We start from the raw sequence: 12,345 nt of genomic DNA, 5'->3' as shown, positions 1-12,345 counted from the left end.
CAAGCTCGCCGGCGGCGTCCACCGTCTCGACGGCCAGCTCATGGTCGTCCTCGACGTCGATCGCGTCCTCGAACTCGCGCCCGAGATGATGGCGGCCTGAGACGACGGTCGGCCCGCCGACCGACCTGCAATTGGAAGTGTCCCGCCGGGGACAGGAAGTAGAGGCTCATATGAGAACGTGTCTCGTCGTTGATGACTCCAGTGTCATCCGCAAGGTTGCGCGCCGCATCCTGGAAGGCCTCGACTTCCAGATCCTCGAAGCCGAGGATGGCGAGAAGGCGCTGGAAGCCTGCAAGCGCGGGCTGCCCGATGCCGTGCTGCTCGACTGGAACATGCCGGTCATGGATGGCTACGAATTCCTCGGCCATCTGCGCCGCATGCCCGGCGGCGACCAGCCCAAGGTGGTGTTCTGCACCACCGAGAACGATGTCGCGCATATCGCGCGCGCGCTGCATGCTGGTGCCAACGAGTACATCATGAAGCCGTTCGACAAGGACATCGTGACGGCGAAGTTCCAGGAAGTCGGCCTGATCTGACCGTGCTGCCCGAGGGCTGAACGGATCCTTCGGCGTTTGTTTCAACTGAACCGTTTCAGTCTGAGTTGGTGAGTAATGAGTGTTGCGTTCGCTGGAAGTTCGACCATCAGTCCGTCGCGGGAAGGGCCACTGCGCGTGATGATCGTCGACGATTCCGTCGTCATCCGCGGTCTGATCTCGCGCTGGATCGGCGCCGAGCACGACATGGAGGTCGCGGCCTCGCTGCGCACCGGACTTGAGGCGGTCAACCAGCTCGAACGCATCAACCCCGATGTCGCCGTGCTCGACATCGAAATGCCCGAACTCGATGGCCTCACGGCGCTGCCGCAGCTTCTGGCCAAGAAGCGTGACCTCGTCATCATCATGGCCTCCACGCTGACCCGCCGCAACGCGGAGATCAGCTTCAAGGCGCTGTCGCTGGGCGCGGCCGACTACATTCCGAAGCCGGAATCGACCCGCGAGGCCTCCGCCGCCGACGTCTTCCATCACGACCTGATCCAGAAGATCCGTCATCTCGGCGCGCGATTGCGCAGGAAGGCGGCGGTCGCAAGCCCATCGCTCGCGCCCGCGAGCCCCGCTCCGCTTGCGCGCGAGCCCGTCGTCGCACGTCCTGTGGCACCGGCGCCGGCCGCGTCCGCCGCCTCGCTCGTCAAACGCTCGTTCTCGACGCAGGCCCCGAAGGTGCTGTTGATCGGCTCCTCGACCGGCGGTCCGCAGGCGCTGATGTCGCTGGTGACCGAACTCGGTCCGGTGATCGATCGCTTCCCGGTGCTGATCACCCAGCACATGCCGCCGACTTTCACCACCATTCTCGCCGAGCATCTGGCGCGTTCGAGCCGCAAGCCCGCGCATGAGGCGATCGATGGCGAGGCGGTGAAGCCGGGCCAGATCTATCTCGCGCCGGGCGGCAAGCACATGCGTGTGGTGCGGAGCGGCGCTGAGGCCGCGATCGCGCTCGACGACGGACCTGCGGTGAACTTTTGCAAGCCCGCGGTCGATCCGCTCTTCACCTCCGCCATCGACCTCTGGCACGGCGGCATCCTGGCGGTGATCCTGACCGGCATGGGCTCGGACGGCATGCGCGGCGGCAAGGACATCGTCGCCGCCGGCGGCAGCGTGATCGCGCAGGACGAAGCCAGCAGCGTGGTGTGGGGTATGCCGGGCGCGGCCGCGAATGCCGGCATCTGCGCTGCGATCCTGCCGCTCAATCAGATTGCGCCGAAGGTCAATCGTCTGTTCTCGGGAGACCGCTCGTGACGCCGATGGACTATGAATATCTGCGCAAGTTCCTGAAGGAGCGTTCGGGCCTCGATCTCTCAGCCGACAAGACCTATCTGGTCGAGAGCCGGCTCATGCCGCTCGCGCGCAAGGCGGGCCTCGCCGCCATTCCCGATCTCGTGCAGAAGATCAAGAATGGCGATACCAGGCTCGCGACCGACGTGGTCGAGGCGATGACCACCAACGAGACCTTCTTCTTCCGCGACAAGGTCCCGTTCGATCATCTGCGCGACACCATCCTGCCGGGCCTGATTCAGGCGCGCGCGGCGCGCAGGAGTCTGCGCATCTGGTCGGCGGCCTCGTCGACCGGGCAGGAGCCCTATTCGATCGCGATGTGCCTGAAGGAGAAGGGCGCAGCGCTCGCCGGCTGGCGCATCGAGATCGTCGCGACCGATCTGTCTCAGGAGGTGCTGGAGAAGTCCAAGGCCGGCGTCTACAGCCAGTTCGAGGTGCAGCGCGGCCTGCCGATTCAGTTGCTGGTGAAATACTTCACCCAGTCCGGGGACATCTGGCAGCTCAATGCCGACGTGCGCTCCATGGTGCAGTTCCGCCAGCTCAACCTGCTCCAGGATTTCTCGCATCTCGGCACCTTCGACGTGATCTTCTGCCGCAACGTGCTGATCTATTTCGACCAGGACACCAAGGCGGTGATCTTCGAACGCATGGCGAAGAGCCTTGAGGCGGATGGCACCTTGCTGCTTGGTGCCGCCGAGTCAGTCGTCGGCATCACCGACGCCTTCCGTCCGGTCGTCGACCGCCGCGGCCTCTACCAGATCAATCCGGCACGTGGCACACGTTCGGCCGGTGCGCCGATGCTTGCAGGCATGAGGATCGCCGCGGCAAGGTGACCTCTCTTCTCGTCATTCCGGGGCGGCACATCAGCGTCGAGCCCCGGAACGACCGAGGCCTCACAAAATCGCGTGCGGCAAGAATCGCGAGCTGTTGCCGGTGATCGGGCTTTCGTCCTCACGGATCGACAGACCGCAGGGCTCGTGGTTCACGAGCCAGCTTCCGACGACGGGATAGAAGCCGGAAAAATTCGGCAGCGGCGAGAGTGCCTGGCGGACGAAGCCTTCGGCGCCGTAGGGACCCGTGTGCTCGTCGAGTGACACGCCGCCCGAGACCAGCGTGACGTTGGCGCCTTCGCGCGACAGCAGCGGCTTGCGCACATAGGAGCTGCCGAGCTCGGCCGCGCGCGGATCATCCTCGAAGAAGGCCGGCAGCAGGTTGGGATGGTTCGGAAACATCTCCCAGAGCAGCGGCAGGATGCCCTTGTTGGAGAGCACCGCCTTCCACGGCGGCTCGATCCAGCGCGTCGTTGCCTCCTTGAGCTTGGTGCCGAAGGCATCGTGGAACATCCATTCCCAGGGGTAGAGCTTGAAGGCGAGCGCGATGTCGCGGTCGTCGAGGTCGACGAAGCCGCCGTCCCTATCGCGCCAGCCGATCTCCTCGATGTCGAGCAGTGTGGTCGATAGCCCCGCTTGCCGCGCTGTGTCCTCGAGATAGGCGAGCGTGCCGGCGTCTTCTTCATTGCCGGTCGTGCCGGTGAGATGCAGATGCTGGCTTGGGGAGATTGCGCTCCAGGCCTCGATCAGCCGCTCATGGATGGAATTGAACTGATCGGCCCGCGCCGGGATGATGCGCCGCTCGATCGCCTGTTCGAGCCAGGTCCATTGAAACACCGCGGTCTCGAAGATCGACGTCGGCGTATCCGCGTTGTATTCGAGCAGCTTGGCCGGCGAGGTGCCGTCGAACTTCAGATCGAGCCGGCCATAGAGGCTGCGGTCATCGCGCTCCCAGCTCTCGGCGATCAGGTCCCAGAAGGCCTGCGGGATCTTCAACCGCTCCAGCAGCCGCTCATCAATGATGATACGGCCAGCGAGCTCGAGGCACATCGCGTCGATCTCGCCGGTCGGCGTTTCGACCCCGCGTTCGATCTCGTCGAGCGTGAAGGCGTAATAAGCGCGCTCATCCCAGTAGCGCTCACCATCGATGGTATGGAAGTCGAAGCCGCATTGTTCGGCGGTTTGCTCCCAGTCGTCGCGCTCGGGACAGACAATCCGTTGCATGCGCTAGCCGCCGCCATGGCCGTGGCCATGACCGCCATGTCCATGATCGCCATGTCCATGAACGACATGCAGCGTGCCGCCGAAGCCGCCATAGGTGGCAGGCCGGCAATAGGGTTGCCCGTCGATGCCGGGAACGGCCGTCATTCCTGGTCCGCAGTCATAGGGCCGCCGCACAAATCCCATCGAGACCGCGCCGACCGCGGCACTGCCCATCAGGGTGAGCACGACCCGTCGCGAACGTTTCATGTCGCTTCCTCCCGCGCCAGTTAAGCAGACCGGCCAATGGCGGTGAATTCAAAACTTGGCTCGGCTCAGCCGCCGCCCGAAAAGCCGAACGCATGCGCGAACGAACCAAAGCCGCCCCGCGTCACGCCACTGGTGCCCGAGTCGGACGAGCCGCCGGATGAGGAATGGCTCGAGGAGTCGCTGCTGAAGAAGCTCGAACGCGATGACCAATGCGAGCTGCCGCCGCCAGATGAGCCTCTGCTGGTGCAGGCCGTATTCGGTTGCGCTGGCTCCGCTATGCCGGGCGCGGGCGGATCGCAGTTCTGCCGCGGCATCAGCGTGTAGGCGGTGGTGCCGACCGCAATCGTCCCCATCACCAACAGCGCGACCTGGCCGGAGCGTTTGACCGGCTCCTTCGGTGGCGACGGCAAGGGCTGTGGCCGACGCTTGCCGAACTCCTTGCTGGGGCGCTTCTCTGCCATGGTCAGTAGATCATGCAGGCGGCGTTGAGCAGGCCTGCGGCGAGCGAGGAAAGGCCGAGCCAGATCGCGGGCGCCATGTCGCCGGCGGCGATGCGTGACGACAGGTTCGGCACCGGGATCTTCACGACGTAGAACACGATCACCTGGACGATCAGCGCGATGAACGCCCAGATCAGGCAGTCCACAACATTGGCCGAATGTGCGATGGCACTGAACAGCGGTGCGACGAAGCCGAGCAGGCTCAGCCCCAGCGCGATCGCGGCAGCCGGATCATTGTCGCGGATGAGCTGGAATTCGTTGTGCGGCGTGATGCGGGTGTAGATGAACAGATAGGCCACGATCGCTACCAGCCCGGTGCAGAAATAAACGAGAAAAGCGGGCAGCCCCGCGAGCGATTGCAGAATCATCAGCCGTTCCCCCGAACACACTTATCCTGCGGATAATTTCGTGACTTGTCATCCAGGATTTAAAGTTCTTTGCGAGCAATAGCATTCGGTTGCAACTTGAGCGTTTTTCATTCGGCCGAGCCCAAGGAGCGGTTCAATGCCTGCAATTGCGTTTTCCAACAATGATATTGCTGTTGTCGCCTGGACGTTCGACCATCACCTTGATGGTTGTCTTGGCTTTGCGATCCACCAGATCGACGTTGACGCCGGGAACCACGAGACGGTCCTGCCTGCGCTTGCGCAGTTTGCCGATCAGGATCCAGGCACGAAGCTGACGACCGAGCAGGCGCCGGTCCAGAAATTCTGGTGGAAGGACCTCTTCGCCAAGCGCGGCGGCACCTATCAGTATCGAATCGTGCCCATGGGTGGCGCGCCGGGCCAGACGCTGACGCCGCTTGCAGGGGTCTCGCCGCTTCTCAGCAATCAGGTCACGCTGACGCCGAGCCGTCCGCCGTTCAGCGCATATTTCAACCGCGGCATCACGGCAACGCAGGCGCTGTCGCAAGCCCTGCATGGTCACCCCAGCATCGAGGCGCTGCAGCCGCACATCCTCGATCCCGGCGATCCGATTCGCATCCGCCTGATGGGACAGTTGCAGGAAGGCCTCACCTCGCTTCTCGCCAGGGCTGACAAGAACGGTGGCGTCATTCATGCCGCGCTCTACGAGCTCAACGATCCGAACGGGTTGGAAAAGCAGCTCCAGGCCAATCCCCATAGCCGCAACGTCATCCTCGGCAACGAGCAGGCACCGGACAGTGACGACGCGGACAAGGACAATCGCGCCGCGCTCAAGGCGGCCGGCGTCAACGTGATCGACCGCATCCTCGCCAAGGGTGACATCCCGCACAACAAGTTCATGGTCCTGACCCAGAACGACACGCCGATCGCCACGCTGTCGGGTTCGACCAACTGGACCAGCACCGGCCTGTGCACCCAGACCAACAATGCGCTGGTGATCGAGTCCAAGGACGTTGCGCAGCGCTACCTCGACTACTGGACAGCGTTGAAGGCCGACGTCGATGCGGCCCAGGGCAACAAGAGCAAGCTGCAATCGCAGATCCTGCGCGACTTCGCCCATGGCAACAACGACAAGTCGATTTCGTCGCCAATCGGCCTTGGCAATGGTGTGACCGTCGAGCTGATGTTCTCGCCGAACACGCCGCACAAGCTGTCGAAGCATCCCGACACGCCCAACGACATGGGACGGGTGTTCGAGCTGATGAGCGGCGCCAAGCAGGCGATCCTGTTTCTGGCGTTCGACCCCGGCAACAACTCAATCCTCGATCAGGCCGGCAAGCTCTTGAAAGAGAAGCCCGACCTGTTCGTGCGGGGCGCGCTGACGAGTCCCGTGCGCGCGAAGAATTTCTCCGCGGCGCTGCATTCCGGCGGCGCAACCGAAGCTGCCGATGATGAACACAGCTCGTCGCATGGAACGCATGGCGGTGTGACCGTGGTCGGCGAATCCGGCAAGCCAAAGAAGAAAGGCGCTCCCGGCGAGATCGATTTCCGTGCGGTGCCGGCCGGGGCCGTCACGCCGCATGATGCCTTCGGCGCCTGGGAGGGCGAGCTCGCCAAGTTCGGCTTTGCCATCATCCACAACAAGATCGTGGTGATCGATCCGTTCAGCGCCGACTGCGTGGTCGTGACCGGCTCGCACAATCTCGGCTTCCGCGCCTCCCACAACAACGACGAGAACATGGTCATCGTCCGCGGCCATCGCGGGCTGGCGGAGGCCTATGCCTGCCACGTGCTCGATCTCTACGATCACTATGCGTGGCGCTTCCTGTTGAATGAGCACCCGGACATTTTCGGCAAGCCGCTGCAAGGCGACGATACTTGGCAGGAGCGCTACATCCAGGGACCAAGAGTCAAGTCGCCGGAATTGAGGTTCTGGCTTGCAGCGGCCGGCGGAGGCATTGCGTCCGCCTCGCACAAGCCGGCGGCGAATCCGATCGCCCTGGCGGAATCACGGGCGCAGCCAAAGCCTGCCGGCACCAAACCCAGCAAGCCAAAGAAGGCTCCAAAGGCGAAGACGGCCTCGCGGAAACAAGGCAGGAAGAAGCCCGCGAAAGCATCGAAGAAGAGCGCGGGGAAGGCGACCAGGAAGATTGCTGCCAGCGCGAAAAAGGCGAGCAGGAAGCGGAGCCGTCGATGAAGACGGCTTCGGCTGGCCGTCCAAAAACGAAAACCCCGCCATTTGCGGCGGGGTCCAGTCGGGGAGGAGCGAGCCCTTGGGCTCGCGACAAAAGGAAGTCTTAGGCCGGGATCCGCTCGTCGGCCTCGTGCGGCTCGCGCAGCACGTAGCCGCGGCCCCACACGGTCTCGATGAAGTTGCGGCCTTCGGAGGCGTTGGCGAGCTTCTTGCGGAGCTTGCAGATGAAGACGTCGATGATCTTCAGTTCCGGCTCGTCCATGCCGCCATAGAGGTGGTTGAGGAACATTTCCTTGGTGAGGGTCGTGCCCTTGCGGAGCGAGAGCAGCTCCAGCATCTGGTATTCCTTGCCGGTCAGATGCACGCGCTGGCCGCCGACTTCCACCGTCTTGGTGTCGAGGTTGACGACGAGGTCGCCAGTCTGGATGACCGACTGGGCATGGCCCTTGGAGCGGCGCACGATGGCGTGAATGCGGGCCACCAGCTCGTCCTTGTGGAAGGGCTTGGTCATGTAGTCATCGGCGCCGACGCCGAGACCCTTGACCTTGTCCTCAATGCCGGCGAGGCCGGAGAGGATCAGAATCGGTGTCTTAATCTTGGAGACCCGGAGCTGCTTGAGCACGTCGTAGCCGGACATGTCGGGCAGGTTGAGGTCGAGAAGAATAATGTCGTAATCGTATAGCTTACCGAGATCGACGCCCTCTTCCCCCAGGTCGGTCGTATAGACGTTGAAGCTTTCAGACTTCAGCATCAGCTCGATCGACTGCGCGACGGCGCTGTCATCTTCTATCAGCAAAACGCGCATGCCAGTTCCCCATAGTCGCCGCTCCGGGCGTCAGGTCGGCCGCATTCGCGGCACTCAACAAAACGCCTTTGAACAACTGATTCGGATCCTGACGTCACATGGTTAACAAAGTCTGATTCTGGAACGCAAGTCCTCACGGTGCAATTTTTGTCGAATCGCCCTAAGATATTGCGCAGAAGCAGTTTTCGTCACCCGGTTCCGTTCAAGTTCCACTTTAAGAGACGGGCCTAACCGACTCTCGCGACTCCCCTTCTTCTGTCGGGCAGGCGCTCAGTCACAAAGACAGTGACGCAATGATTAATGATGCGGGTAAACACGAAGTTAAGCGCCGTTCAGAAATGTGGCGAAATTTAAGGGTTTCGTCATGAAGGGCCCGAATGAAGGCTAAGTCATGAAGGCGCTCGCCGAGCAGATCGGGGACATCGACGGCGTCAATATATACGGTCGCGTCGTCGGCGTGCGTGGCCTGATGGTCGAGGTCGCCGGTCCCATTCACGCGATGTCGGTGGGCGCGAGGCTCGTGATCGAGACCGGCGCGAACCGTTTCATTCCCTGCGAGGTGATCGGCTTTTCCGGCAACAACGCTGTCGTGATGCCGTTTGCCGGACTCGAAGGCGTGCGGCGCGGCTGCAAGGCCGTGATCGCGAATGCCGCCAACCAGGTGCGGCCGTCGGCGGCCTGGCTCGGCCGCGTCGTCAATGCGCTGGGCGAGCCGATCGACGGCAAGGGGCCGCTGCTGCAGGGCACCTCGCCAATGCCGTTCCGCAATTCGCCGCCACCGGCGCATTCGAGGAAACGCGTCGGAGCGCCGCTCGACCTCGGCGTGCGTGCGCTCAACACGTTCCTGACCTGCTGCCGTGGCCAGCGCATGGGCATTTTTGCCGGCTCCGGCGTCGGCAAATCCGTGCTGCTGTCGATGCTCGCGCGCAACGTCGACGCCGATGTCAGCGTCATCGGCCTGATCGGCGAACGCGGCCGCGAGGTGCAGGAATTCTTGCAGGACGACCTGGGTGAAGAGGGCCTGGCGCGCTCCGTCGTCGTGGTCGCGACATCAGACGAGCCGGCGCTGATGAGGCGGCAGGCCGCATACCTGACGCTGGCGATCGCCGAATATTTTCGCGACGAGGATCAGGATGTGCTCTGCCTGATGGACTCGGTGACGCGCTTCGCCATGGCCCAGCGCGAGATCGGCCTCTCCGCCGGCGAGCCGCCGACCGCCAAGGGCTATACGCCGACCGTCTTCACCGAGCTTCCGAAGCTCCTGGAGCGCGCAGGTCCCGGCATGGGAGTTGGTGCCATCACCGCGATCTTCACGGTGCTGGTCGACGGCGACGACCACAACGAGCCGATCGCGGACGCCGTCCGCGGCATCCTCGACGGTCACATTGTGATGCAGCGATCCATTGCCGAGCGCGGGCGTTACCCCGCCATCAACATCCTCAAATCCGTCTCCCGCACCATGCCCAAATCGGCCGATCCGCAGTTCTGGCCGACCATTCAGAAGGCCCGTCAGGTGATGGCGACCTATGCCGACATGGAGGAACTGATCCGGCTGGGTGCCTACCGGGCGGGATCCAGCCCCGAAGTCGACGAGGCGATCCGGCTCCATGAGCCACTGGAGGCCTTCCTGCGGCAGCGCAAGGACGAAAGTGCCGGTTTGGCGGACGGCTACCGCCAGTTGGCGCAAATCCTCCAGAATTTGGAAACGGAACGCTAACTTTGTCAGGCCATCATCCGCTCCACAGAGTAGCAGAGCCGGTCGGGGCCCAGTTTCGGGATCGGGGAGACCGGTGTTGTCCCACGTGCAGCTAAGGGACTTCTGGGGAGTACGAGTCGATGAAGTCACGTGAAACGCTCATCCGCCTGAAGAAATTTCAGGTCGACGAGAAGCGCCGCAGGGTCACCCAGATCGAGAGCATGATCGCGGACTTCCAGCGCATGTCTGTCGATCTCGAACGCGAGATCCTGACCGAGCAGGAGCGCGCCGGGATCAACGATCCCTCGCATTTTGCCTATCCGACCTATGCCAAGGCCGCGATCCAGCGCCGCGAGAACCTGACCCGCTCGGCCGATGAGCTGAAGGGCCAGCTCGAAGAGGCCAAGGGCGCGCTGGCCGAGGCTTTTGAGGATTTGAAGAAGGTCGAGCTCCTGGACGAGCGCGACCAGGCGCGCGAGCGCGCCGAGGAGAGCGCCCGCGAGCAGGCCGACCTCGACAGCATCGGCCTGATGCGCGCCCGCATCGGCGCCATCGCCTAAGGCGGTCAAGGCCCACAGCCAGGGAATTGCGTGAACCCGGACCCTAACGGGCGCCGGGCTTTTCGCGTGCGATGTCCACAGCGTGGCGCCCGGCCCCTTGGTGACGGGCTTTGCTGCGCGCTATGGTGGTGGGGATGAGAGCTGTGCCAGCGACGGAGGTGTCGACCTCTTCCTTTGGGAGAGGTCGGCGCGGAGCGCCGGGTGAGGGGTTACGGTCTCCCGTGAGCCCTGAGCCCCCTCACCCGATTTGCTGCGCAAATCGACCTCGCCCCGCCGGGGAGAGGTGAAGCGGCGCGTTGGGGGACTGAATGCTGACGCCAGCAGATCTGGTCTGGCTGATTGCAGCGGTGGCGAAGGGCGACGAGGCGGCTTTCGAGCGCCTCTACGGCGCCACGCGCGCGAAACTCTATGGAGTCGTGCTCCGTATCTTGCGCCGACAGGATCTCGCGGAGGAGGTCATTCAGGAGACCTACGTCAAGATCTGGAACAGCGCGGGCCAGTTCAATCCGGCGCTGTCCTCGCCGATCACGTGGATGGCGTCGATCGCGCGCAACCGCGCTATCGACCTGGTGCGCAAGAAGACCGAAGCCTCGATCGAGGAGGAGCCTCAGGCGATGGAAGTTGCCGCCGACAGCCCCGATCCGCTTGCTCGGCGCGAGATGACGGAGGAGTTGAAGCGGCTCCTGGAATGTGTCGGCCGGCTCGAGCCGGACCGCCAGAAGCTCGTGCTTCTCGCCTATTACAACGGCTGGAGCCGCGAGCAGTTGGCGCAGAAGTTTTCCGCGCCCGTCAACACGGTGAAGACGTGGCTGAGGCGCAGCATGATGGACATCCGCGAGTGCCTTGGGCTTTAGATGATGACGAAAGTGGCACGAGCTAGCGCAGCAACGACGGTCCACCTCTCCCCATCGGGGAGAGGTGGAGGACATTGATGGCCTACACTGAGGACCATATCGTGCTTGCCGCGGAATATGCGCTCGGCACGCTCGATGCCGACGAGCGCGCGCAGGTCGAGACCATGATGGCGGTGGACGAGGAGTTCGCCGGTCTCGTGCAGGCCTGGCAATTGCGGCTGGGCGTGTTGAACCAGATGGTCGGCTCGGTCGAGCCGCGGCCAATCGTGTGGGAAAACATCAAGGCCGCGATCGGTCCGACTCGGGCAACAGAGGAGCCGCAGGCGCGGCCTGAGGCGTCGACGTCACCACTGCCGGAGGTGCCGGAGCCGCCGGCCGAGTCGGAAGCTGCGCCCGATATCGCACCGCGATTCATGCCGCAAGTCCATGCGCCCGATGTCACCGTCTCGCAGGTGCCAATCGTCGACGACACCAACGTCGTCTATCTCGAAGGCCGCGTGAAGCGCTGGCGACGCATAGCGTCCGGCCTCAGTGCGCTTGCCGCTGCGCTCTTCGTGGTGCTGTCGCTTCAGATCCTGCGGCCCGATGCGCTGCCTGGCGCGCTCCGTCCCGCGCCGCAGATTCAAAACGTCGAGGTGAAGACGCCTGCCGCGCCGCTTACGTCGTCATCGCAATATGTCGCGCTGTTGCAGGGGCAGGGTGGCGGCCCTGCCTTCATCCTCACCATCGACGGCGCGACCAAGAATTTCACGGTGCGTAAAGTGGGTGCCACTCCGGAGCCGGGCAAGAGCTTTGAGCTCTGGCTGATCTCCGACAAGCTGCCGCGCCCGCGCTCGCTCGGCGTAATCAACAATGGCGACTTCACCGCGCGCCCGGTGCTCGCCGGCTACGATGCCGACGTCATCAATGCCGCCACCTACGCCGTCACCGTCGAGCCGGCGGGTGGTTCGCCCAGCGGCCAGCCGACATCCGCGCCGGTATTTTCCGGCAAGCTGATCGAGACGGTGCCGTCCCAGCCGCAGGCGCCGGCCGGCGCGAAGAAGTAGTGACGCCGTCGATCGGGCTACACGCTACCCTACCCACCGCCGTCATTCCCCGCCTTGTGCGCCACTGCGCACTGGAGCGGGGAATCCAGTACGCCGCGGCTTCTCCGTATCCCATCACTGCCTCTGGAATACTTGTATGGGCTTGGTCAAGGATGAGTGGTTGTTAGATCATTTCAGATCATCTCCTTGTTCGAAG

Annotated in this window: 13 protein-coding genes and 1 pseudogene; 9 read left to right on the top strand and 5 right to left on the bottom strand. The window is 63.6% G+C overall.

The features are described 5' to 3' along the window. The 4 genes and pseudogenes from SO139_RS43370 to SO139_RS43355 all read left to right on the top strand — a co-directional run. A pseudogene (locus tag SO139_RS43370) lies at nt 1–100 on the top strand (chemotaxis protein CheW); the annotation flags it as partial. Nucleotides 101–170: 70 nt separating this feature from the next. After that, on the top strand, nt 171–536 hold the full coding sequence (locus tag SO139_RS43365) for a response regulator (protein ID WP_007600538.1): 366 nt from the start codon (nt 171–173) through the stop codon (nt 534–536). Between the two features lie 75 nt (nt 537–611). Then, nucleotides 612–1,793: a protein-glutamate methylesterase/protein-glutamine glutaminase gene (locus SO139_RS43360; protein WP_498541945.1), complete on the top strand. Its 1,182-nt coding sequence runs from the start codon at nt 612–614 to the stop codon at nt 1,791–1,793. Further along, complete coding sequence (locus tag SO139_RS43355; protein ID WP_474802936.1) at nt 1,790–2,662, top strand: CheR family methyltransferase; 873 nt, start codon at nt 1,790–1,792, stop codon at nt 2,660–2,662. Before SO139_RS43360 ends, SO139_RS43355 begins: the two co-directional genes overlap by 4 nt. A 60-nt stretch (nt 2,663–2,722) precedes the next feature. Here SO139_RS43355 and SO139_RS43350 read toward each other — a convergent pair whose 3' ends face one another. From SO139_RS43350 to SO139_RS43335, 4 genes are all read right to left on the bottom strand, one after another. Then, nucleotides 2,723–3,883, bottom strand: coding sequence for a glutathionylspermidine synthase family protein (locus SO139_RS43350; RefSeq protein WP_498541944.1), 1,161 nt, complete (start codon nt 3,881–3,883; stop codon nt 2,723–2,725). 3 nt (nt 3,884–3,886) lie between these two features. Further along, entirely contained in the window at nt 3,887–4,129 is a 243-nt protein-coding gene (locus SO139_RS43345; protein WP_449383587.1) for a hypothetical protein, read from the bottom strand. Nucleotides 4,130–4,194: 65 nt separating this feature from the next. Next, the gene (locus SO139_RS43340; RefSeq protein ID WP_449383586.1) at nt 4,195–4,590 is read right to left on the bottom strand and encodes a hypothetical protein; all 396 of its coding nucleotides are present in this window, start codon (nt 4,588–4,590) and stop codon (nt 4,195–4,197) included. Between the two features lie 2 nt (nt 4,591–4,592). After that, nucleotides 4,593–4,997: a DUF350 domain-containing protein gene (locus tag SO139_RS43335; RefSeq protein WP_449383585.1), complete on the bottom strand. Its 405-nt coding sequence runs from the start codon at nt 4,995–4,997 to the stop codon at nt 4,593–4,595. Between the two features lie 136 nt (nt 4,998–5,133). Here SO139_RS43335 and SO139_RS43330 point away from each other — a divergent pair, with 136 nt between their 5' ends. After that, the gene (locus tag SO139_RS43330) at nt 5,134–7,191 is read left to right on the top strand and encodes a phospholipase D-like domain-containing protein (protein ID WP_449383584.1); all 2,058 of its coding nucleotides are present in this window, start codon (nt 5,134–5,136) and stop codon (nt 7,189–7,191) included. Between the two features lie 100 nt (nt 7,192–7,291). Here the strand turns inward: SO139_RS43330 and ctrA are convergent, their stop codons facing one another. After that, nucleotides 7,292–7,993 (bottom strand): response regulator transcription factor CtrA, encoded by a 702-nt coding sequence (gene ctrA, locus SO139_RS43325; protein WP_016848562.1) that lies wholly within the window; start codon nt 7,991–7,993, stop codon nt 7,292–7,294. Nucleotides 7,994–8,384: 391 nt separating this feature from the next. Between ctrA and fliI the strand changes: the two genes are divergently transcribed. The 4 genes from fliI to SO139_RS43305 all read left to right on the top strand — a co-directional run bounded on the left by fliI (nt 8,385) and on the right by SO139_RS43305 (nt 12,149). Next, complete coding sequence (fliI, locus tag SO139_RS43320) at nt 8,385–9,710, top strand: flagellar protein export ATPase FliI (protein ID WP_027527630.1); 1,326 nt, start codon at nt 8,385–8,387, stop codon at nt 9,708–9,710. A gap of 119 nt (nt 9,711–9,829) precedes the next feature. Beyond that, entirely contained in the window at nt 9,830–10,249 is a 420-nt protein-coding gene (gene fliJ / locus SO139_RS43315; protein WP_449383583.1) for a flagellar export protein FliJ, read from the top strand. Nucleotides 10,250–10,557: 308 nt separating this feature from the next. Further along, entirely contained in the window at nt 10,558–11,103 is a 546-nt protein-coding gene (locus SO139_RS43310; protein ID WP_449383582.1) for a sigma-70 family RNA polymerase sigma factor, read from the top strand. A 77-nt stretch (nt 11,104–11,180) separates the two neighbouring features. Then, nucleotides 11,181–12,149 carry an anti-sigma factor gene (locus SO139_RS43305; RefSeq protein ID WP_449383581.1) on the top strand — a complete coding sequence of 323 codons (969 nt, stop codon included), beginning with the start codon at nt 11,181–11,183 and terminating at the stop codon, nt 12,147–12,149. Nucleotides 12,150–12,345: the final 196 nt, after the last annotated feature.

Source organism: Bradyrhizobium sp. UFLA05-89 (assembly GCF_059803475.1).
Note: the sequence above shows the minus strand (reverse complement) of the source record. Positions and strands in the feature narration are given on the sequence as shown.

Coding starts and splice junctions, on each gene's coding strand:
- SO139_RS43365 (WP_007600538.1), top strand. CDS start 171: ATGAGAACGTGTCTCGTCGTTGATGACTCCAGTGTCATCCGCAAGGTT.
- SO139_RS43360 (WP_498541945.1), top strand. CDS start 612: ATGAGTGTTGCGTTCGCTGGAAGTTCGACCATCAGTCCGTCGCGGGAA.
- SO139_RS43350 (WP_498541944.1), bottom strand. CDS start 3,883: ATGCAACGGATTGTCTGTCCCGAGCGCGACGACTGGGAGCAAACCGCC.
- SO139_RS43345 (WP_449383587.1), bottom strand. CDS start 4,129: ATGAAACGTTCGCGACGGGTCGTGCTCACCCTGATGGGCAGTGCCGCG.
- SO139_RS43340 (WP_449383586.1), bottom strand. CDS start 4,590: ATGGCAGAGAAGCGCCCCAGCAAGGAGTTCGGCAAGCGTCGGCCACAG.
- SO139_RS43335 (WP_449383585.1), bottom strand. CDS start 4,997: ATGATTCTGCAATCGCTCGCGGGGCTGCCCGCTTTTCTCGTTTATTTC.
- SO139_RS43330 (WP_449383584.1), top strand. CDS start 5,134: ATGCCTGCAATTGCGTTTTCCAACAATGATATTGCTGTTGTCGCCTGG.
- ctrA (WP_016848562.1), bottom strand. CDS start 7,993: ATGCGCGTTTTGCTGATAGAAGATGACAGCGCCGTCGCGCAGTCGATC.
- fliI (WP_027527630.1), top strand. CDS start 8,385: ATGAAGGCGCTCGCCGAGCAGATCGGGGACATCGACGGCGTCAATATA.
- fliJ (WP_449383583.1), top strand. CDS start 9,830: ATGAAGTCACGTGAAACGCTCATCCGCCTGAAGAAATTTCAGGTCGAC.
- SO139_RS43310 (WP_449383582.1), top strand. CDS start 10,558: ATGCTGACGCCAGCAGATCTGGTCTGGCTGATTGCAGCGGTGGCGAAG.
- SO139_RS43305 (WP_449383581.1), top strand. CDS start 11,181: ATGGCCTACACTGAGGACCATATCGTGCTTGCCGCGGAATATGCGCTC.